The organism is Streptomyces sp., assembly GCF_031181705.1.
GTDB lineage: Bacteria > Actinomycetota > Actinomycetes > Streptomycetales > Streptomycetaceae > Streptomyces.
The window spans coordinates 34,348-54,155 of record NZ_JAPSKN010000017.1 but is presented as its reverse complement, the minus strand read 5'-3'; the positions used below and the strand labels follow the sequence as shown (position 1 = coordinate 54,155).

General features: G+C 71.8%; 20 protein-coding genes. 6 read left to right on the top strand and 14 right to left on the bottom strand.

Going from position 1 to position 19,808, the window contains the following annotated elements; all coding sequences use genetic code 11:
* A partial coding sequence (locus RIN80_RS06205) for a TrkA C-terminal domain-containing protein (RefSeq protein ID WP_309094477.1) occupies positions 1 to 257 on the top strand: 257 nt, incomplete at its 5' end.
* 153 nt (positions 258 to 410) lie between these two features.
* Here the strand turns inward: RIN80_RS06205 and RIN80_RS06200 are convergent.
* The 8 genes from RIN80_RS06200 to RIN80_RS06165 form a co-directional block, all read right to left on the bottom strand.
* Positions 411 to 1,142 carry a DUF3159 domain-containing protein gene (locus RIN80_RS06200; protein ID WP_309094476.1) on the bottom strand — a complete coding sequence of 244 codons (732 nt, stop codon included), beginning with the start codon at positions 1,140 to 1,142 and terminating at the stop codon, positions 411 to 413.
* A gap of 3 nt (positions 1,143 to 1,145) precedes the next feature.
* Positions 1,146 to 1,544 (bottom strand): OB-fold nucleic acid binding domain-containing protein, encoded by a 399-nt coding sequence (locus RIN80_RS06195; RefSeq protein ID WP_094053908.1) that lies wholly within the window; start codon positions 1,542 to 1,544, stop codon positions 1,146 to 1,148.
* A gap of 71 nt (positions 1,545 to 1,615) precedes the next feature.
* Positions 1,616 to 2,299, bottom strand: coding sequence for a response regulator (locus RIN80_RS06190; protein ID WP_309094475.1), 684 nt, complete (start codon positions 2,297 to 2,299; stop codon positions 1,616 to 1,618).
* Positions 2,296 to 4,860, bottom strand: coding sequence for a sensor histidine kinase KdpD (locus RIN80_RS06185; RefSeq protein ID WP_309094474.1), 2,565 nt, complete (start codon positions 4,858 to 4,860; stop codon positions 2,296 to 2,298). Before RIN80_RS06185 ends, RIN80_RS06190 begins: the two co-directional genes overlap by 4 nt.
* A gap of 156 nt (positions 4,861 to 5,016) precedes the next feature.
* Positions 5,017 to 6,201, bottom strand: coding sequence for an alginate lyase family protein (locus tag RIN80_RS06180; RefSeq protein WP_309094473.1), 1,185 nt, complete (start codon positions 6,199 to 6,201; stop codon positions 5,017 to 5,019).
* Between the two features lie 159 nt (positions 6,202 to 6,360).
* Entirely contained in the window at positions 6,361 to 7,113 is a 753-nt protein-coding gene (locus RIN80_RS06175; protein ID WP_309094472.1) for a DUF3710 domain-containing protein, read from the bottom strand.
* Position 7,114: 1 nt separating this feature from the next.
* Positions 7,115 to 7,663: a dUTP diphosphatase gene (gene dut, locus RIN80_RS06170; protein ID WP_309094471.1), complete on the bottom strand. Its 549-nt coding sequence runs from the start codon at positions 7,661 to 7,663 to the stop codon at positions 7,115 to 7,117.
* Positions 7,660 to 8,244 carry a PaaI family thioesterase gene (locus RIN80_RS06165; protein ID WP_309094470.1) on the bottom strand — a complete coding sequence of 195 codons (585 nt, stop codon included), beginning with the start codon at positions 8,242 to 8,244 and terminating at the stop codon, positions 7,660 to 7,662. The genes dut and RIN80_RS06165 overlap by 4 nt, the downstream gene beginning before the upstream one ends.
* Before the next feature lie 58 nt (positions 8,245 to 8,302).
* Here RIN80_RS06165 and RIN80_RS06160 point away from each other — a divergent pair, with 58 nt between their 5' ends.
* On the top strand, positions 8,303 to 8,761 hold the full coding sequence (locus tag RIN80_RS06160) for a DUF3093 domain-containing protein (protein WP_309094469.1): 459 nt from the start codon (positions 8,303 to 8,305) through the stop codon (positions 8,759 to 8,761).
* A gap of 121 nt (positions 8,762 to 8,882) precedes the next feature.
* Here RIN80_RS06160 and RIN80_RS06155 read toward each other — a convergent pair whose 3' ends face one another.
* From RIN80_RS06155 to RIN80_RS06140, 4 genes are all read right to left on the bottom strand, one after another.
* On the bottom strand, positions 8,883 to 9,854 hold the full coding sequence (locus RIN80_RS06155; protein WP_309094468.1) for a hypothetical protein: 972 nt from the start codon (positions 9,852 to 9,854) through the stop codon (positions 8,883 to 8,885).
* Between the two features lie 13 nt (positions 9,855 to 9,867).
* Positions 9,868 to 10,164, bottom strand: a complete 297-nt coding sequence (locus RIN80_RS06150; RefSeq protein ID WP_003993510.1) for a DUF4193 domain-containing protein — start codon at positions 10,162 to 10,164, stop codon at positions 9,868 to 9,870.
* 405 nt (positions 10,165 to 10,569) lie between these two features.
* The gene (locus RIN80_RS06145; protein WP_309094467.1) at positions 10,570 to 11,802 is read right to left on the bottom strand and encodes a HAMP domain-containing sensor histidine kinase; all 1,233 of its coding nucleotides are present in this window, start codon (positions 11,800 to 11,802) and stop codon (positions 10,570 to 10,572) included.
* Positions 11,803 to 11,808: 6 nt separating this feature from the next.
* Positions 11,809 to 12,462 (bottom strand): response regulator transcription factor, encoded by a 654-nt coding sequence (locus RIN80_RS06140; protein ID WP_003993508.1) that lies wholly within the window; start codon positions 12,460 to 12,462, stop codon positions 11,809 to 11,811.
* Between the two features lie 424 nt (positions 12,463 to 12,886).
* Here RIN80_RS06140 and RIN80_RS06135 point away from each other — a divergent pair, with 424 nt between their 5' ends.
* The gene (locus RIN80_RS06135) at positions 12,887 to 13,060 is read left to right on the top strand and encodes a hypothetical protein (RefSeq protein ID WP_010035018.1); all 174 of its coding nucleotides are present in this window, start codon (positions 12,887 to 12,889) and stop codon (positions 13,058 to 13,060) included.
* A 164-nt stretch (positions 13,061 to 13,224) separates the two neighbouring features.
* Here the strand turns inward: RIN80_RS06135 and RIN80_RS06130 are convergent, their stop codons facing one another.
* Positions 13,225 to 14,040: an inositol monophosphatase family protein gene (locus RIN80_RS06130; RefSeq protein ID WP_309094466.1), complete on the bottom strand. Its 816-nt coding sequence runs from the start codon at positions 14,038 to 14,040 to the stop codon at positions 13,225 to 13,227.
* Between the two features lie 8 nt (positions 14,041 to 14,048).
* On the bottom strand, positions 14,049 to 15,176 hold the full coding sequence (locus tag RIN80_RS06125) for a ferrochelatase (RefSeq protein WP_309094465.1): 1,128 nt from the start codon (positions 15,174 to 15,176) through the stop codon (positions 14,049 to 14,051).
* Between the two features lie 172 nt (positions 15,177 to 15,348).
* Here RIN80_RS06125 and RIN80_RS06120 point away from each other — a divergent pair, with 172 nt between their 5' ends.
* The 3 genes from RIN80_RS06120 (at position 15,349) to sepH (ending at position 19,804) form a co-directional block, all read left to right on the top strand.
* On the top strand, positions 15,349 to 16,587 hold the full coding sequence (locus RIN80_RS06120; protein WP_309094464.1) for an MFS transporter: 1,239 nt from the start codon (positions 15,349 to 15,351) through the stop codon (positions 16,585 to 16,587).
* A 19-nt stretch (positions 16,588 to 16,606) separates the two neighbouring features.
* Positions 16,607 to 17,866: a D-arabinono-1,4-lactone oxidase gene (locus RIN80_RS06115; RefSeq protein WP_375141627.1), complete on the top strand. Its 1,260-nt coding sequence runs from the start codon at positions 16,607 to 16,609 to the stop codon at positions 17,864 to 17,866.
* A gap of 891 nt (positions 17,867 to 18,757) precedes the next feature.
* The gene (gene sepH, locus RIN80_RS06110; RefSeq protein WP_309094462.1) at positions 18,758 to 19,804 is read left to right on the top strand and encodes a septation protein SepH; all 1,047 of its coding nucleotides are present in this window, start codon (positions 18,758 to 18,760) and stop codon (positions 19,802 to 19,804) included.
* Positions 19,805 to 19,808: the final 4 nt, after the last annotated feature.

Below are 19,808 nucleotides of genomic sequence, written 5' to 3'. Positions count from 1 at the left end.
GCTTCAGCCACGGCGACGCCAACCTCGTCGAGCTGACCCTGCCGGAGGAGTCGGCCCTGGCCGGCACGCAGGTGGGCGACGTCGAGTGGCCCGAGGACACGTCCCTGGTCACGATCATCCGCGGCACGCGCGTCCTGACCCCCTCCCGGGAGGACTCCCTGGAGGCGGGCGACGAACTCCTCTTCGTGGCCGCGCAGGCCCGTGAGGAACAGCTGGAGGACCTGTTGTCGGTACGCCGGGACAGCGCGGCGAGCTGACGGGCCGGGCAGACACACGGAAGGGGCGTCCCGCACCACGCGGGACGCCCCTCCACTCAGTTCTGCGGGATCGCTGCCCGTCACCAGATCGGCGAGGACCCCGCCCGCCACTCAGCTCAGCGGGGTCCCTGTCCGTCACTCAGCTCAGCGGGATCACTGCTCGGCGGAGCGGGCCGCGGCCTGCCGTTCCCTCTCCTCGGCGGCCTTCTCCTCCGCCTCCATCTCCGCGAACACGTCGATCGGCGCGGGCGCCTTGGCCAGGAAGACCCAGGTCAGCCACACCGCGAGCAGGAAGGGCGGGATCTTCAGGGCGACCAGCACCCAGCCCAGCTGCGTCGTGTCGGCCCACCAGTACAGCGGGAAGAGGATCGCGCACTTGGCGAGCAGGATGGCGCCCCAGGCGTAACTGGCCTTCGTGTACGCCTTCTTGCGCCCCGGGTTCCGGGTGCGCCAGGAGAGGTTCTCCTTGAAGACCGGGCCGAGGATCAGCCCGATCAGCGGCACCCCGCACACGGCCGTGATCACGTACGCGAGCCCGAGGCCCAGCGTGTAGAGCATGCCGGGCAGGTAGAAGTCCTTGGCGTTGCCGGTCATCATCGCGAAGACGACACCGAAGGCCACACCGAAGACACCGCTGAAGGCGTGCTTGACGGTGTCCTTCATCACCAGCCGGACCACGACCAGCACCAGCGACACGGCCAGCGCCGCGATCGCCGACAGGTGCAGGTCCTTGTTGATCGTGTAGATGGTGACGAAGAGCAGGCCGGGCACCACCGTCTCGACCATGCCCCGCACGCCGCCGAACGCCTCGAACAGGGCGGCCTCGGTCACCGCCCGGGCGTCGTCCGCAGAATTCTCTTCGGTCGGCTTGTCGAGCGACGTCACCGGCTACTCCCGTCCGAGGGGTCTGAGTTCGTACTTGGGGTTGAACAGCACCCGGCGGCCCCGGCTCATCGAGATCCGGCCCGATGCGATCAGCTTGCGGCCCGGCTCTATGCCCACGATGGACCGCCGGCCGAGCCACACCACGTCCAGTGCGGCCGAGCCGTCGAACAGCTCGGCCTCCAGGGCCGGGACTCCGGCGCGGGGGCGCAGGGTGACCGTGCGCAAGGTACCAGTAACCGTCACTATCTGGCGGTCCTGGCAGTCTCCGATCCGGGTACAGCCGGCCGTCGCGGTGTCCTCCCGCAGTTCCTCGGACTCCAGGTCCTCCTGCGACGAGGAGAGCCGGTCGAGCATGCGCCGGAACCGGCCCGCCGGCTTTTCGGAACGAGGAACAGCACTCATATCTGAAGCGTACCGGGGCGTGCCGACATCTCCGTAGCCCCGCGGCGGGGACCCCGTCGAGCGGGCACGGCTCACTTCTCGAACCGGTAGCCCATCCCCGGCTCCGTGATGAAGTGCTTGGGATGGGACGGGTCCGCCTCCAGTTTCCTCCGCAGCTGTGCCATGTACACGCGCAGATAGTTGGTCTCCGTCCCGTACGACGGCCCCCACACCTCCTGCAGCAGCTGCCTCTGCCCGACCAGGCGGCCGCTGTTGCGCACCAGGACCTCCAGCAGGTGCCACTCGGTGGGGGTCAGGCGGACGTCCTTCCCGGCACGGTGGACCTTCTTCGCGGCCAGGTCGACGGTGAACTCCCCGGTCTCCACGATCACGTCGCCCTCACCGCCGCCGGCCGGCTCGGCCCGGCGCACGGCGGCCCGCAGCCGCGCCAGCAGCTCGTCCATGCCGAACGGCTTGGTGACGTAGTCGTCGGCGCCCGCGTCCAGCGCCTCGACCTTCTCGTCGGAGGAGTGCCGCGCGGACAGCACCAGGATCGGCACCCGCGTCCAGCCGCGCAGGCCCCTGATCACCTCGACACCGTCCATGTCGGGCAGCCCGAGGTCGAGGACGACCACGTCGGGGTGGCGGGCCGCGGCGAGCTGGAGGGCCGTGGCGCCGTCGTGGGCCGCGTCGACCTCGTACGTGCGTGCCTTGAGGTTGATCACGAGGGCGCGGACGATCTGCGGCTCGTCGTCGACCACCAGGACGCGGGTCATGAGGCCTGCCTTTCCGGTTCTGCCAGAGGTGCCGCGGGTTCCGCCGGGAGGACCGGCTCCGGGCGCGTTCCCGCCGCGCGGAGGGTGAGGACCATGGTGAGTCCGCCGCCGGGGGTGTCCTCGGCGTTCAGGGTGCCGCCCATGGCCTCGGCGAAGCCGCGCGCCACCGCGAGCCCCAGACCCACGCCGGCGCCGCGCGGGGCGTCGCCGTAGCGCTGGAAGGGTTCGAAGATACGTTCCTTCGCCGTGTCCGGGACGCCCGGCCCCCGGTCGACCACCCGCACCTCGACCCGCTCGGCGAGCGCGCTGGCGGCGACCAGCACGGGCACGCCGGGCGGACCGTACTTGACGGCGTTCTCGACGAGGTTGGCCATCGCCCGCTCCAGCAGACCCGGGTCGACCTCGACCATGGGCAGGCTCTCCGGCACGTCCAGGTCGACACTGCCCTCGGGCACGCCGCCGAGCGCCATCGGCGCCACCTCGTCGAGGTCGATCTCCCGGATCAGCGGGGTGACGGTGCCGGTCTGCAGGCGGGACATGTCGAGCAGGTTCCCCACGAGGTGGTCGAGCCGGTCGGCGCCCTCCTCGATGCCCCCCAGCAGCTCGGCCCGGTCCTCCTCGGACCACTCGACGTCCTCGGACCGCAGCGAGGACACCGCCGCCTTGATCCCGGCCAGCGGTGTGCGCAGGTCGTGGCTGACGGCGGCCAGCAGCGCCGTGCGGATGCGGTTGCCCTCGGCGAGCCCCCGGGCCCGGTCGGCCTCCTCACGGAGCCGGCGCCGGTCCAGCACGACGGCGGCCTGGGCGGCGAAGGCGGCCAGCACCCGGCGGTCCTCGGCGGGCAGGACCCGGCCGGTCAGCGCGAGGGCCATGTGGTCCCCGACCGGCATGTCCACGTCCGCCTGATCGGGCCGCTCGACGGCGCGCCCCTGGCCGACGCGGCCTGCGCAGGTCCACGGCTCGACGTCGCCGGCCCGTTCCAGCAGGGCGGCGGACTCCATGCCGAAGGTCTCCCGGACCCGTTCCAGCAGCTCCTCCAGTCCGGTCTCGCCGCGCAGCACGTTGCCCGCGAGGAACGACAGGATCTCCGACTCGGCCCGCAGCCGGGCCGCCTGGTGGGTGCGGCGGGCGGCGAGGTCGACCACGGAGGCCACCGCCGCGCCGACGGCCACGAAGATCACGATGGCGACGATGTTCTTCGGGTCGGCGATGGTCCACCGGTGCAACGGCGGTGTGTAGAAGTAGTTCAGCAGCAGCGACCCGACGGCCGCCGAGGCCAGGGCGGGCGCCAGCCCGCCGAGCAGGGCCGCCGCCACCGTCAGCGCCAGGAACAGCAGCATGTCGTTGGCGAGGCCGAGGTCGACGGTGCTCAGCAGCGCCGTCAGGACCAGCGGCCCGGCGACACCGGCGATCCAGCCCCACACCCGCCGGGACCGCCCGAGGCGCACGCCCCGGGCCACCGGCAGGCCGCGGCCCTTGGCGACCTCGTCATGGGTGACGATGTGCACGTCGAGGTCGGGCCCGGACTCCCGCGCGACGGTGGCGCCGACGCCGGGCCCGAAGACGTACTGCCAGGTCTTGCGGCGGGAGGAGCCGAGGACGATCTGAGTGGCGTTCACGCCGCGGGCGAAGGAGAGCAGAGCGGCCGGTATGTCGTCGCCGACCACGTGGTGGAAGGTGCCGCCGAGGTCCTCGGCCAGCGTCCGCTGGAGGGCCAGTTCCTTGGGCGAGGCGGAGGCCAGCCCGTCGCTGCGCGCTATGTAGACGGCGAGCACCTCACCGCCGGCGCCCTTCTCGGCCAGCCGGGCGGCGCGGCGGATGAGCGTACGGCCCTCGGGGCCGCCGGTCAGGCCGACCACGATCCGCTCCCGCGAGCCCCAGATCCGCGAGACCCGGTGCTCGCTGCGGTACTGGGTGAGGTGGGCGTCGACCCGGTCGGCCACCCACAGCAGGGCCAGCTCGCGCAGGGCGGTGAGGTTGCCGGGGCGGAAGTAGTTCGACAGGGCCGCGTCGACCTTGTCGGGCTGGTAGATGTTGCCGTGCGCCATCCTTCGCCGCAGCGCCTCGGGCGACATGTCGACCAGCTCGACCTGGTCGGCCCGCCGCACCACCTCGTCCGGCACGGTTTCCTGCTGCCGCACGCCGGTGATCGACTCGACGACGTCGCCGAGGGACTCCAGGTGCTGGATGTTGACGGTCGAGACCACGTCGATGCCGGCCGCCAGCAGTTCCTCCACGTCCTGCCAGCGCTTGGCGTTGCGGGAGCCGGGGACGTTGGTGTGGGCGAGTTCGTCCACCAGGGCGACCTGGGGGCCGCGGGCGAGCACGGCGTCGAGGTCCATCTCGGGGAAGACGCCCCCGCGGTACTCCAGCTCCCGGCGCGGCACCTGCTCCAGGCCGCGCAGCATCACCTCGGTGCGGGGCCGGCCGTGGTGCTCGACGAAGGCGACCACGCAGTCGGTGCCCCGCTCGACGCGGCGGTGCGCCTCGGACAGCATCGCGTACGTCTTGCCGACGCCCGGTGCCGCACCGAGGTAGATCCGTAGCTTGCCGCGTGCCATGGCCCCATTGTCTTCCGGTCCGCTGCCCGCGCAGCATCGGGCTCCGCTGCCTGCGCAGCGTCGACCTTACGGCCGGCCGGGGCGGCGTGCCGGTGCCGGGCGGGTCCGCGGGGCCGTCTTTGACGGAACCCTGACGCGCCCGGCCGGGCGGAGGCCTCAGGCGGGGTTGTCGCCGTGGGTCAGGGTCTCCCAGGCGACGAAGAGGTTGTTGCTGCCGGCCGGGCGGCCGCGCAGGGTCAGGGTCTCGGTGTTGGTCATGGCGTGCCCGAGGCGGTTGGCGAGGGCGTTGTGGCCGACCTCGGTTATCGGGCCGAGTCCGGGCTTGAGCGAGCCGCCGCACAGCCAGCTCGGGACGGCGCCGCCGAGCTCGTACTTGGCGTGGAAGCCGAGCCCGTGCCGCAGCCGCTCCCCCACGTCCGTGCCGTAGAGGTCCTGGCCCTGGATCCGGCTGGTCTCGGCGACGTGCGAGATGGCCGAGAGGCCGTAGCCGGTGTGCGTGAAGTCGCGGCAGGTCTCCTGACTGAGCCCGTTGACGAAGGTCGACTGCCCCTGCCAGTACTTGACGATCTTGTCGCGGGTGTCGAGGTTCTGGCCGGGGACGGTCTTCGGCAGCGCGCCGTCGGACTCCAGGTAGACGTAGGCGGCCGTCCGGGTGCGGAACTTCGCCATGGCCTTGTCGTAGGACGCCTTGTCCTCCAGGAAGACCGCGATGCCGATGGCGGCCTCCATCATCGACAGCTCCCAGTTCCCGTTGGAGTGGGAGCCGTTGATGATCTCGGGCAGGTAGACGGTGCGGAGCATGGTGGCGAAGCGCCCGGAGTTGGCCCAGGTCCCGGTGTACGTGTACTTGATGATCTCGGCGGCCCTGGGCCAGGAGGAGCCGGCCCAGCCGGTCTGCAGGGGCGCGTTGCTGTTGGTGTGGTCGCGGATCACGGCGGACCAGGCGTCCATCAGCTCGATGGCCTTGCGCGCGTGCCGTTCGTCGCGCGTGATGTACCAGGCCAGGGCGTGGGTGTACGCGGCGATCGCGTCCTCGCGTTCGTCGGTGCAGCCGTAGTTGGGGTTGGAGTACGAGCCGCACTCGACGACCGCCCGGGGCTTGGGCGTGCGGTTCAGGTCGGCGTACCTGCTCGCCATCATCTGGTCGAAGGCGCTTTTCCAGGGCTGGGCACCGGCGGTGACCTTGGACCGGGCGAAGTCCAACTGGCCCTTGGAGACGGTGACGCCGGGGTGGACGAAGGCCGCGGGCGCGGCAGGGGCGCTGGGGGCGGCTCCGGCGGGCCAGGCGAGGACTCCGGCGACGAGGGCGGCCGCGGCCGCGAAGAGAGCGGTTCTGCGCATGCGTGGGGGGCCTTCCGTTCTCGTATGTGAACGCGAAGCGCCTTTATGAACGGGCGCGTGGTCGGAGACGGTAGGTACAGACCAATGCGCCGTCAAGGCTCCGCGCACGAGAAAGGGCCGCGCCCCCGGCGGGGTGCGGCCCTGGTGTGTCTCTGCGGGTCAGCGGACCTCGGTGATCTCCGGTCCGCGCTGGAGCTGGCCCATTCCGCCGGCGAAACGGGAGCCCTCCTCCTGCTGCACGCCCTCGGGCACCATCTGGGCGTCGTTCGGCAGCTTCAGGACGATCGGGTCGCGGGGCGCCATAGGGCCCTCGCCGCGGACCACGACCGTGTCCCGGAAGATCTGCTCCAGCAGCCCTGCGGCCTGCGGCTGCACCGCGCCCTGGCCGGAGATGACCCCGCGCAGGAACCAGCGGGGGCCGTCGACGCCGACGAACCGCACGACCTGGAAGCCGCCGGTGCCGTCCGGCAGCTGGACGGGTACCTGGGCACGCAGCTCCCAGCCCAGCGGACCCTCGACCTCGTCGACGATGCCGCCCTGCTGGGTGATGCCGGTGCCGATCTCCTCGCGCACCTCGCCCCAGATACCCTCGCGCTTGGGCGCGGCGAAGGCCTGCAACTGGATGGCGCTGTCGCGCAGCACGACCGTCGCCGCGACGATCGCGTCGCCCGCGACCTCGACCCTGAGCTCCATGCCGTCGACGCCCGGCACGAACAGGCCCCCCAGGTCCACCCGGCCCTCGGCCGGGTCGCGCACCTCGGAGCTGTCCCAGGGTCCGTCGGGGCGCGGCGCCGGTTCGAGCCTCAGGCGCCCGCCCTCTTCGTCCGCCTCGGTGTCGACACCGTCGACGACCTGCTCGGCCTCGCCGGCCGCGTCCTCGGCGGCATCCCTCTTCTTGCGACGTCCGAACACGTCACTGTCCTTCCCGGTCGGATACGACCGAAGCGTATCGATTCCCACCCGCCTGACCGCCCAGGGCGGCCTGACCGCTTGTGCCGCTGCCGTCCACCGCCGCATGGCCTCCGGTGGACCCGAAGCCCCCCTCGGCCCGCGCGGAGCCGGGAAGCTCCGCCACCTCCTGGAAGCGGACCCTCTCGACCTGCTGGACGACCAGTTGGGCGATCCGGTCGAAGCGCTCGAACCGCACGGCCTCGCGCGGGTCGAGATTCACCACGATCACCTTGATCTCCCCACGGTACCCGGCATCAACCGTCCCCGGGGCATTCACCAGGGCGACGCCGCAGCGCGCGGCCAGGCCGGATCGCGGGTGCACGAAGGCCGCGTACCCCTCGGGCAGCGCCACAGACACCCCCGTGGGCAGCACGGCCCGCTCCCCGGGCGCCAGTTCGCACGCCTCGGTGGTACGCAGATCGGCTCCCGCGTCACCGGGGTGCGCGTACGACGGGAGCGGTACGTCCGGATCGACGCGCCGGATCAGCACGTCCACGGGCCGGCGGCTCACGGGTTCACCTCGAAGGCACGCGTGCGCCGGACCTGGTCCGGGTCGTTCATGGCCGCCTGGATCTCCTCCTGGCGGCCGTGGTCGACGAAGTGGTCGACCTTCACCTCGATGAAGAGCGCGTCGGCGCGCACCGCGACGGGACCGTCGGGGCCGCCCACCCGGCCGGTCGCGGTCGAGTAGATCTTCCGCCCGGCCACCGCCGTCACCTCGGCCTCCAGGTGCAGCGTGGTGCCGACCGGCACCGGCCGCACGAAGTCGGTCTCCAGCCGTCCGGTCACGGCGATCGTGCGCAGCAGCCAGTTCAGCGAGCCGAGGGTCTCGTCCAGCGCACTGGCGAGCACACCGCCGTGCGCCAGGCCCGGTGCCCCCTGGTGGGCGGGCTGCACGGTGAACTCGGCGGTGAGGGAGACGCCCTCGCCGGCCCGGGCCTGAAGGTGCAGCCCGTGCGGCTGGTCCCCGCCACAGCCGAAACACTGGCCGTAGTGCGCACCGAGGAGCTCGCCGGGCGCCGGGGCGTCCGGATGCCGCACCGGTCGGACGGCCTCGGCCGGGGGCTGAAGGGCTGCGGAAGTACCACTCACAGGCGCAGACCTTACCCGCGCGTCGGCCCCTTCCGGACACCGTGCCAAGCTTGGCTCCATGCAGCTCTCCGCCGCCCCCTACGAAGAACGCCTCACCGCCCCGCGGACCTGGTGGCTGATCTCGTTCCTCGTGGGCGTCTCCATGGCCCTGGTCCTGCTCCCGTTCGGCACGCTGCCGATGCTCGGCGGGCTGGCCGGGGGCACCGCGGTCGCGGCCGTCGCCGCGAGTTCCTACGGCTCGGTCCGCATCCGTGTCGTGGGCGATTCCCTGATCGCCGGGGAGGCGCGGATCCCGCTGGCGGCACTGGGCGAGGCGGAGGTGCTGGACGCGGAGGAGGCCCGCGCCTGGCGCACCCACAAGGCCGATCCGCGCGCCTTCCTGCTGCTGCGCGCCTACATCCCCACGGCCCTGCGCGTGGAGGTCACGGACCCGCAGGATCCGACGCCCTACCTGTACCTGTCCACGCGCGAGCCGGAGCGGCTTGCGCAGGCGCTGCGCGCGGCGAAGCCGCAGTAGCACAGCCGCTCGGGGACTTACCCGGCGGCTCTGGGCCTCGCCCGCCAGGTGGTGACCTGTCCTGGTCGGCGAACTTCCCTCCGGTCGGCGCGGGCTTTCCTCCGGAGACGGACGGCGGGCCTCACCGCCCGCCGTCGCGCCTGCCGTCCACGCCGCCCTCGGGCTCGTCGTCGTGGTGGCCCAGGGGGTCGTGGGTGATCGCGCCCATCCGCAGGGCGTCCGCCGGCTGTTCCAGGGCGGGCAGCGCGTCCAGGGCGTCCCAGGGCACCTGGATCCTGCGCAGGTCCTCACGGATCCGCGCGGCGAGCTTTCTCGTCTCGCTGCGGTTCATGGCCGCGCCCACGGCGGCACCCACCAGGAACGGCATCAGGTTCGGCATGTTGCGGACCATCCGCTTCATGATCCGCTGGCGCAGCTCGCGCTTCATGCGGCTGTTCAGCGCCGTGCTGTAGGTCGACGGCTTGGTCGTGTCGATGCCGCGCTCCCCCGACCACGAGTCGAGGTAGGCGGTGCTGCGCTGCTTGAGGTTGCCGGGCGGCCGTACGCCGTAGACCTCGTGGAGTTCGGCGATCAGCTTCAGCTCGATCGCGGCGACGCCGGTGACCTCGGCGGCCAGTTCCGTCGGCATCGCGGGCGGCACGGGCAGCATGGCCGCCGCGCCGACGCCGGCCCCGACCGTCGCCGTCGCCTTCGCCGCGCCCGCGACGAGCTTGTCCGCCAGCTCCTCGGGCCCGAGGCCCGGGAACTGCCTGCGCAGCGTCGCCAGGTCCCGCACGGGGATTCGCGGGGCCAGTTCGATGATCCGGTCGGCGAGGAACGCGAGCCCCGCCCGGGCCCTCTCGCCGCCCTTGCGGGCGCTGCGTCTGGCCCGCTCCCGGATCGCCCCCGCCCGCCGTCGGGCGACGGGTGCGGGGACGTCCACGGATGCCGGGAGGTCACCCCGGTCCGCTGCCGGTTCGAGCGAGGCCGCCCCCGTACCGGTGGAGCCTCGCCCGTCGTCACGCGCGCCGTACTGCGGGCCGTCGTCCATCGGCCCTTCGTCCGCCTTCCGCTTGGAGAAGCGGCGCTTCCAGGGAGGGGTCGAGCCAGTCACGGCCGACCCGCCCTCAGTCGCAGTCGCGGCAGATCGGCTGACCGTTCTTCTCCCGGGCCAGCTGGCTGCGGTGGTGCACCAGGAAGCAGCTCATGCACGTGAACTCGTCCTGCTGCTTCGGGAGCACCCGGACGGCCAGCTCCTCGTTCGAGAGGTCCGCTCCGGGCAGTTCGAGACCTTCGGCGGCCTCGAATTCGTCGACGTCAACGGCGGAGGCCGACTTGTCGTTCCTCCGGGCCTTCAGTTCCTCGAGACTGTCCGAGTCGACGTCGTCGTCGGTCTTGCGTGGAGTGTCGTAATCGGTTGCCATGTCGCTCTCCCCCTCTGGGTGTCTGCGGTGTCTCCAGCGCACGTAACGCGTGAGAGGCCGGACTTGTGCCCGACCTGAGGCGGAGATTTTGCCTCACATCAAGGTCTGTTACTCAATCGACACCCAACCGGACTCCTCACGAGTGATCGGCTTGGATGGCGATGGGGACCGTACACGGTCCGAATGCCGCACTTCAAAGGCGTCTCACCGTGTACTTCCCGTGATCAAGACCCCCGGAAACCGGGATTTTCCCGGCTTTCCGACAGGGTGCATGATCACGGAGAGTAGATGACCGGAAAGGCGTCCCTGTGATCGATCACACACGGATTCGATGCGGCGCACCTCGCGAAATTCCGCGCAAAGCGAACATCCCCGTGTGTCGCCGAGTTGATCGGCGCCATGATCTCAGATGGGCAGCGTGACTCGCATCACGAGCCCCCCTCCCTCCCGAGGCTGGGCGAAGATGTGCCCGCCGTGCGCCCGGGCCACGGAGCGGACGATGGACAGACCGAGCCCCACGCCCTTGTCGCTGCCCGTGCGCTCGGTGCGCAGCCGCCGGAACGGCTCGAAGAGGTTGTCGATCTCGTACGCCGGCACCACCGGGCCCGTGTTGGACACGACCAGGACCGCCTGGCCGTGCTGGACGTCGGTGGTGACCTCGACCCAGCCGCCCTCGGGCACGTTGTAGCGCACGGCGTTCTGCAGCAGGTTGAGCGCGATCCGCTCCAGCAGCACGCCGTTGCCCTGGACGACCGCGGGCTTCTGCTCGCCGCGGATGGTGACGCCCTTGCTCTCGGCCTCCCCGTGCACCTGGTCGATGGCCTGCCCGGCGACCTCGGCCAAGTCCACCGGGCCCCGCTCGACGATCTGGTTGTCGCTGCGGGCGAGCAGCAGCAGGCCCTCCACCAGCTGCTCGCTGCGCTCGTTGGTGGCCAGCAGCGTCTTGCCGAGCTGCTGGAGCTCCACCGGGGCGCCCGGGTCGGACAGGTGCACCTCCAGCAGGGTGCGGTTGATCGCCAGGGGCGTTCTCAGTTCGTGCGAGGCGTTGCCGACGAAGCGCTGCTGGGCGGTGAAGGCGCGCTGGAGCCGCTCCAGCATGTCGTCGAAGGTGTCGGCCAGCTCCTTCAGCTCGTCGTCCGGGCCGTCCAGCTCGATCCGGCGGGACAGGTCCGAGCCCGCCACCGCGCGGGCGGTGCGGGTGATCCGGCCCAGCGGCGACAGGACGCGCCCGGCCATGGCGTAGCCGAAGGCGAAGGCGATGACCGCGAGGCCCAGAAGCGCCAGCAGCGAGCGGCTGAGCAGGTTGTCCAGGGCGCTCTGGCGCTGCTCGTTGACGCAGTGGTTCATGGCGTTGTTGAACTCACTGGGCGAGGCCTGGTCGGGCAGGTTGCAGATGTCGCTGGTGACCTTGCCCTCGACGATCTTGAACGGCAGGTCGCTGCCCACGTTCAGCGCCTGCGCCGCGAGCAGGTAGATGATCGACAGCAGCAGGATGCCGGCGATCAGGAACATGCCGCCGTACAGCAGCGTCAGCCGTATGCGGATGGTCGGGCGCAGCCACGGGAAGGGCGGTACGGGCCTTCTGGGGTCCCAGGTGGGTTTCGGGGGCGCCTGCGGAGGCGCGGGGGTAGCTGCCACCGGGGATCAGATCCGGTAGCCGGAGCCGGGGACGGTGACGATGACGGGCGGCTCGCCGAGCTTGCGGCGCAGGGTCATGACCGTCACGCGCACGACGTTGGTGAACGGGTCGGTGTTCTCGTCCCAGGCCTTCTCCAGGAGTTGTTCCGCCGAGACGACGGCGCCCTCGCTGCGCATGAGCACCTCCAGGACGGCGAACTCCTTCGGCGCGAGCTGGACCTCCTTGCCGTCGCGGAAGACCTCGCGGCGGTTGGGATCGAGCTTGATGCCGGCGCGCTCCAGCACGGGCGGCAGGGGCACGCTGGTGCGCCGGCCGAGGGCGCGCACGCGGGCGATGAGCTCGCTGAAGGCGAACGGCTTGGGCAGGTAGTCGTCCGCGCCGATCTCCAGACCCTCCACACGGTCGCTGACGTCGCCCGAGGCCGTGAGCATCAGCACGCGTGTGGGCATGCCGAGTTCGACGATCTTGCGGCAGACGTCGTCGCCGTGCACGAGCGGGAGGTCACGGTCGAGGACGACCACGTCGTAGTCGTTGACGCCGATGCGCTCCAGGGCGGCCGCACCGTCGTAGACGACGTCGACGGCCATGGCCTCCCGGCGCAGTCCGGTGGCCACCGCATCGGCGAGCAGTTGCTCGTCCTCGACGACGAGTACGCGCACGTCCCTTGTCCTTCCTGATGTCCACCCGCCTAGCGCTCTTCGGGCGCACGGGGGCAGGGGTCTTCGACGGTGTCGGTGTGTTGCCCTCCATCCTGCCCTTTTCGGCCATAAGTCGGAGGTAAGGCGGGTGCGGGGGCGCGGGCGGCAGCGGCGCGGGCGGCAGGGGAATAAGAGATTTTCTCCCCCGGTTAGGTTTCCACGGAAGGGTGCTTGGGGAGGACGGCTTTACATCCCACGATCACCCTCTGCAGGTACCGCACCACCATGCGGTGCGCACCATCCGCTTCCGCAGGGCGGGCGTGGGTGTCCGGCACCGTCGCCGCCCGGCCGAGCGGCGCTGGGCATCCGCAGGAGACGTGATCGTCCCTTCCGAACGGCACACCCCCGTGCCATCTACCCACGACCCAGGACGAGGGGGCGCAGCATGGACGCATTCACCGCAGGACTTCTGCAGCGCATAAGGGCGACCGAGTCCGATCTGTCCCGGGCTCGCGACGAGGGCGACGACTTCCTCGTCGAGGTGGAGCAGGGTGAGCTCGACGACCTGCGCCGTCTCGCCGCCGAGCACGGTGTGGAGGTCGGCGCGACGAGCGTCTGATCAAGGACCGTGCGGCGGGCCCCGGCGAATCCAGCGCCGGGGCCCGCTGCGTCGTCCTACGGCATGTTCACGAGTTGTCCTACGGCATGTTCACGCGGTGTTCGCAGTGCCGTCGGCGGCCCGCCGGGCGGCGTCGGGCTGCCGCCGCCCTGGGCGCGCCGTCCTCAGTCGTGCCAGGCGCCGAAGTCCTCCAGGAGGCGCTGGAGGGGCTCGAAGACGCCGGGGGTCCCGGCGACCGTGAGCTCGCCCGAAGGGCGCTCTCCGGGGCGTCCACCGGTCAGCGCGCCCGCCTCCCGGGCGATCAGGTCGCCCGCCGCGAGGTCCCAGGCGTGCAGGCCGCGCTCGTAGTAGCCGTCGAGGCGTCCCGCGGCCAGGTCGCACAGGTCGACCGCGGCCGAGCCGCCGCGCCGGATGTCGCGCAGCAGCGGGATCAGCCGCCGGGCGACCTCGGCCTGGTGGGCGCGGACCTCGGCCACGTAGTTGAAACCCGTGGAGACCAGGGCCTGGTCCAGGGGCGGCGCGGGGCGGCAGGCCAGCCGGCGTTCGCCGTCCCAGGCGCCGGTGGCCCAGGCGCCGTGGCCGCGCACCGCGTGGAACGTCTCACCGCGCATCGGGGCCGTGACGACTCCGACCACGGTCTCGCCGTCCTGCTCGGCGGCGACGGAGACGGACCAGGTGGGCAGCCCGTAGAGGTAGTTGACCGTGCCGTCGAGCGGGTCGATCACCCAGCGGACACCGCTCGTGCCTTCGGTGGCGGCGCCCTCCTCGCCGAGGATGCCGTCGTCCGGGCGGCGCTCGGCGATCAGGCCGGTGATCAGCTTCTCCGCCGCGATGTCCATCTCCGTGACGACGTCGATGGGGCTGGACTTGGTCGCGGCCACCGCCAGGTCGGCCGGACGGCCGTCCCGCAGCAGCGCGCCGGCGCGGCGGGCGGCCTCCTGGGCGAGTTCGAGCAGATCCGAGTGCAGGGGGTCGGTCACGGGGCTCCTCACGCGTAGGGGCTGTCGGCGCCCGCCGCGGCGGGCCGGGGGGCACGGGCCGGGCAGCAGCCGACCGGGCAGAGGTTGTGGCTCGCGCCCAGGGAGCCCAGGGCGCACGGCGTGACCTGCTCACCGCGCTCGGCGGCGGCGCGCTCCACGACGAGCTCGCGGACCGCGGCGGCGAACCTCGGGTCGTCCCCGACGGTGGCCGAGCGGCGCATCGGCAGCCCCAGTTCCTCCGCCTTGGCCTTGGCCTCCGTGTCGAGGTCGTAGAGGACCTCCATGTGGTCGGAGACGAAGCCGATGGGGGCGATCACCACGGCCGGGACACCGGCCGCGTGCCGCTCCTGGAGGTGGTCGCAGATGTCGGGCTCCAGCCACGGGATGTGCGGGGCGCCCGAGCGGGACTGGTAGACGAGCTGCCAGGGGTGGTCCACGCCGGTGCGCTCCCGGACCGCCTCGGCGATGAACCGCGCCACGTCCAGGTGCTGCCGCACGTACGCACCGCCGTCGCCGTGTCCCTCCAGGGGCCCGGAGGTGTCGGCGGCGGCCGTCGGGATCGAGTGCGTCGAGAAGGCCAGGTGCGCCCCGTCGCGGACGTCCTCGGGCAGCTCCTGGAGGGAGCGGAGCACGCCGTCGATCATGGGCTCCAGGAAGCCCGGGTGGTTGAAGTAGTGCCGCAGCTTGTCGACCCTCGGCAGCTCCAGGCCCTCGCTCTCCAGGGCGGCGAGCGCGTCGGCGAGGTTCTCGCGGTACTGGCGGCAGCCCGAGTACGAGGCGTAGGCGCTGGTGGCGAGCACCAGGATGCGGCGGCGGCCGTCGCGGACCATCTCGCGCAGGGTGTCGGTCAGGTACGGCGCCCAGTTGCGGTTGCCCCAGTAGACGGGAAGATCCAGGCCGTGCTCGGCGAAGTCCTTGCGCAGCGCGTCCAGCAGGGCGCGGTTCTGGTCGTTGATCGGGCTGACCCCGCCGAACAGGAAGTAGTGCTGCCCGACCTCCTTGAGGCGCTCCTTGGGGATGCCGCGCCCGCGCGTCACGTTCTCCAGGAACGGGACCACGTCGTCCGGGCCTTCCGGGCCGCCGAAGGAGAGCAGGAGCAGGGCGTCGTAGGGGGTGACATCGCGCGCGTCTGGCATGACTCCGATCCTGCCACCCTGCACTGACAGCCGGGAAACGGCGGGGTGGTACCCGCGCGGCGCCGCGCTGCGGGCCCGTCCGGGAACGGTCGAACAGGTGCACAAGGGACGTGCGGAGCCGTAAGCTGTGTCGACTGCGTTCGCAGCTTACTGAGCCTTTCCGGAGACCCCGTTGCCCAGCCCCTACCGCGCCCTGTTCGCCGCCCCCGGCACCAAGGGCTTCTCCGCCGCGGGCTTCCTCGGCCGGATGCCACTGTCGATGATGGGCATCGGCGTGGTCACGATGGTCTCCCAACTCACCGGACGCTACGGCCTGGCCGGTGCCCTGTCGGCGACGATCGCGCTGGCCGCCGCGGTGGCCGGACCGCAGGTCTCGCGGCTGGTGGACCAGTACGGGCAGCGGCGGGTGCTGCGCCCGGCGACGCTGGTCTCGCTCGCGGCGGCGGCCCTCCTGCTGCTCGCCGCGCACTACGCGTGGCCGGACTGGGTCCTGTTCGTGGCCTGTGTCGGCATCGGCTGCGTGCCGAGCGTCGGCGCGATGATCCGGGCCCGCTGGGCGACCCTCTACCGGGGCACACCGCAGCTGCACACCGCGTACTCCTTCGAGTCCGTGGTGGACGAGGTGTGCTTCATCTTCGGGCCGATCATCTCCATCGGCCTGTCCACGGCCTGGTTCCCCGAGGCCGGTCCGCTGCTCGCCGCGTGCTTCCTGGCGGTGGGCGTCTTCTGGCTGACCGCGCAGCGCGCCACCGAACCCGAGCCGCATCCGCGCGAGCGCAAGGGCGGGGGCAGCGCGCTGCGCGCGCCGGGGCTGCAGGTCCTGGTGGCCACCTTCGTGGCCACCGGTGCGATCTTCGGTGCCGTCGACGTGGTGACCGTGGCCTTCGCCGACGAGGAGGGGCACAAGGCCGCCGCGAGCGTCGTCCTCGCGCTGTACGCGGCGGGTTCCTGCGTGGCGGGCATGGTCTTCGGGCTGCTGCACTTCGCCGGGGCACCGGAACGTCGGTGGTTGCTGGGCGTGTGCGCCATGGCCGTGAGTATGATCCCACTTCTACTGGTCGGAAACTTGCCGTTCCTGGCCGTGGCGCTGTTCGTTGCGGGTCTGTCCATCGCGCCGACGATGATCACGACGATGTCCCTCATCGAAGAGCACGTACCACGCGCGCAGCTCACCGAGGGCATGACCTGGGTGAGCACCGGGCTCGCGGTGGGGGTCGCGCTCGGCTCCTCCGCGGCCGGCTGGGTCATCGACGCCGCCGGGGCGCGCGCCGCGTACGGGGTTCCGGCGGTGTCCGGGGCCGTCGCGGTCGCGGTGGGTTTCCTCGGTTACCGTCGGCTCACGCGGCCGGCTCCGGGTCGGGGAGGCTCCGTTGGGCAGCACAGCGAACGGAAAGAACGGCACGTGGCGTAACTGGGGCGGCAACGTCTCGATGCGTCCCGCGCGGGAGGTCACCCCGGCCTCCGTCGACGAGCTGGCCGCCGCCGTGCGGCAGGCCGCCGAGGACGGCCTGACGGTGAAGGCCGTCGGCTCGGGACATTCCTTCACGTCCATAGCCGCGACGGACGGTGTGTTGATCCGTCCTCAACTGTTGACCGGCATCCGCAGGATCGACCGGGAGAACATGACGGTCACGGTGGAGGCCGGCACCCCGCTCAAGCGACTCAATGTGGCCCTGGCGCGCGAGGGCCTGTCGCTGACGAACATGGGCGACATCATGGAGCAGACCGTCTCCGGCGCCACCGGCACGGGCACCCACGGCACGGGCCGCGACTCCGGGTCGATCGCCGCCCAGATCAGGGGCCTGGAACTGGTCACGGCGGACGGCTCGGTCCTCACCTGCTCCGAGAAGGAGAACCCGGAGGTCTTCGCGGCCGCCCGCATCGGCCTGGGCGCTCTGGGCATCGTCACCGCGATCACCTTCGCCGTCGAGCCGGTCTTCCTGCTCACGGCCCGTGAGGAACCGATGCCGCTCGAGAGGGTACTGGCGGACTTCGAGGAACTCTGGGCCGAGAACGAGCACTTCGAGTTCTACTGGTTCCCGCACACCGGCAGCACCAACACCAAGCGCAACAACCGCAGCGCGGGCCCGGAGCAGCCCGTGCCGCAGCTCAAGGGCTGGATCGAGGACGAGTTCCTCTCCAACGGGGTCTTCCAGGTGGCCAACTGGGTGGGCCGGGCGGTGCCCGCGACGATCCCCACGATCGCCCGGATCTCCAGCAGGGCCCTGTCCGCGCGGACGTACACCGACATCCCCCACAAGGTGTTCACGTCCCCGCGCCGGGTGCGCTTCGTGGAGATGGAGTACGCCGTTCCGCGCGCGGCCGTCGTCGAGACGCTGCGCGAACTGAAGGCCATGGTGGACCGCTCCGGCCTCAAGGTCAGCTTCCCCGTGGAGGTGCGCACCGCCCCGGCCGACGACATCACGCTCTCCACCGCCTCCGGCCGGGACAGCGCCTACATCGCCGTGCACATGTTCCGGGGCACGCCCTACCACCGGTACTTCACCGCGGCCGAGCGCATCTTCACCGCCCACGAGGGCCGCCCGCACTGGGGCAAGATCCACACCCGGGACGCGGAGTACCTCTCCCGGGTGTATCCGCGCTTCGGCGAGTTCACGGCGCTGCGGGACCGTCTGGATCCCGATCGGCTGTTCCGGAACGACTACTTGCGGAGGGTTCTGGGGGCGTAGGCGACGCGCTGGGAGTGGTGCGCCCCGGGTCCTCGCTCCCGGTGTGCTGCTCGGTGTCGGGGCCGGGGAGGATGCGGTGCCGCCGGAGTCACCGGGGGAGGCGAGACGTTCCCGTCCGGCGCGGATCCGGTGGACGGAACGTCCGTGGCGCCGCCGTCACCTTCCGAACCCGCGTCGGAACCATCGGAGGTCCCCCGGGCGAGAGGGCGTCGCCGGCGGTGGCGCTGCGGCCGCCGCCGGGGTTGCGGCCGGCCACCAGTTCGTAGGTGGTGATTCCGGCCATCGCGACGCCGAAGACGAGGGCCGCGGCGAGCACCGGCCGTTTCCAGCCCCTGGCCCGGGGGCGGTGGACGGTGTCCGGGGTGAACTCGCCGGGTGGCGGAGGTGATTGTCCGGCCGTTGCGGCAGCCGGACCCGAGGGCTCGGCCCTTGCCCGTCTTTCCCGTACCCGGTCGATCAACTGCACAGGGAGGGGACGAGTGGCCGAAACTCGTATTTCCGGTTCTGGCGATTGCGTGAAGTTCCCCACGTTCAAGATCGCGGAACGGGGGCATGAGGCGGCCAAGTCCCCGCTCTTGCCAGAAGTTGGACGGCGTGCCAATCCACGCACGTGGCCCAAATGGAGTACTGTGGCGAGCCCTGGGTCCGGTCTCCCGTCAGGGTGCCCGGGGCCTTCAAGGACCGCCGGGAGGGGGCTAGTTGCGCAGGGTGACAGAGTTCGTCACTTAGCGTTGCGAATAGGTAACCGTGCCATAACGGCGATCCAGGGCCCGCGCCCGACACGCCGGGCAACTCGGCAAGGTTGTGGCAGGCTGCACCCGGGCAGGCCACACTCGACTAGCGGAAGCAGCGACGCACGTGACGTCGGCAGGCACCACCCGGGAGGTCCCCATGCCCGAACTGCGTGTCGTGGCCGTCTCGAATGACGGCACACGGCTGGTGCTGAAGGCTGCGGACAGCACGGAGTACACGCTTCCGATCGACGAACGGCTCCGCGCCGCCGTGCGCGGCGACCGTCCCCGCCTCGGCCAGATCGAGATCGAGGTGGAGAGCCACCTCCGCCCCCGTGACATCCAGGCGCGTATACGTGCCGGCGCGACCGCGGAAGAGGTCGCGCAGATGGCCGGCATCCCCGTCGACCGGGTCCGCCGCTTCGAGGGCCCGGTGCTCGCCGAGCGGGCCTTCATGGCCGAGCGGGCGCGCAAGACCCCGGTCCGCCGCCCCGGCGAGAACTCCGGTCCGCCGCTGGGCGAGGCCGTGCAGGAGCGGCTGCTGCTGCGCGGGGCCGACAAGGACACCGTCCAGTGGGACTCGTGGCGTCGTGACGACGGCACGTGGGAGGTCCTGCTGGTCTACCGCGTCGCGGGCGAGCCGCACTCGGCGAGCTGGACGTACGACCCGCCCCGGCGGCTCGTCCAGGCCGTCGACGACGAGGCCCGCTCGCTGATCGGCGAGTCCGACGACCTGGCCGCGCCCGAACCCAGCTTCCCGTTCGTGCCGCGGATCGCACGGCTGCCGCGCGACCGGCCGCTGGACCGCCCCGGCGACCGCGAGCGCCCGAGCCTGCCCGCGGCCTCGGAGCCCGACGAGGAGGCCCTGGCCATCACGGCCTCCAGCGAACGGGACTCGCTGACCAGCCTGCTGGAGGCCGTGCCGAGTTTCCGCGGCGACCTGGTGGTCCCGGAGCGTCCCTCGCCGGAACCCGACGACGAGCCCGCCGTCGAACCCGAGGAGGAGGAGCCCCCGGCTCCCGCCGCCTCGGCCGGTTCCGCGTACGCGGACGTCCTCATGCCGCGGTCCGTGGGCAGCCACCGTGACCGGCTCATCGGCGCCACCGACCGACAGGCGGAGGCCGACGGCGTCCGCCCGGGCCGCAGAGCGGCCGTGCCGAGCTGGGACGAGATCGTGTTCGGTACCCGGCGCAAGAAGCAGGAGTAGCCGG

What these genes read in the sequence shown, in the direction of transcription:
- RIN80_RS06195 (WP_094053908.1), bottom strand. Translation starts at nt 1,544, where the DNA reads ATGAGTGCTGTTCCTCGTTCCGAAAAGCCGGCGGGCCGGTTCCGGCGC.
- RIN80_RS06115 (WP_375141627.1), top strand. Translation starts at nt 16,607, where the DNA reads ATGCGTCCCGCGCGGGAGGTCACCCCGGCCTCCGTCGACGAGCTGGCC.
- RIN80_RS06190 (WP_309094475.1), bottom strand. Translation starts at nt 2,299, where the DNA reads ATGACCCGCGTCCTGGTGGTCGACGACGAGCCGCAGATCGTCCGCGCC.
- RIN80_RS06160 (WP_309094469.1), top strand. Translation starts at nt 8,303, where the DNA reads ATGCAGCTCTCCGCCGCCCCCTACGAAGAACGCCTCACCGCCCCGCGG.
- sepH (WP_309094462.1), top strand. Translation starts at nt 18,758, where the DNA reads ATGCCCGAACTGCGTGTCGTGGCCGTCTCGAATGACGGCACACGGCTG.
- RIN80_RS06150 (WP_003993510.1), bottom strand. Translation starts at nt 10,164, where the DNA reads ATGGCAACCGATTACGACACTCCACGCAAGACCGACGACGACGTCGAC.
- RIN80_RS06180 (WP_309094473.1), bottom strand. Translation starts at nt 6,201, where the DNA reads ATGCGCAGAACCGCTCTCTTCGCGGCCGCGGCCGCCCTCGTCGCCGGA.
- RIN80_RS06135 (WP_010035018.1), top strand. Translation starts at nt 12,887, where the DNA reads ATGGACGCATTCACCGCAGGACTTCTGCAGCGCATAAGGGCGACCGAG.
- RIN80_RS06185 (WP_309094474.1), bottom strand. Translation starts at nt 4,860, where the DNA reads ATGGCACGCGGCAAGCTACGGATCTACCTCGGTGCGGCACCGGGCGTC.
- RIN80_RS06125 (WP_309094465.1), bottom strand. Translation starts at nt 15,176, where the DNA reads ATGCCAGACGCGCGCGATGTCACCCCCTACGACGCCCTGCTCCTGCTC.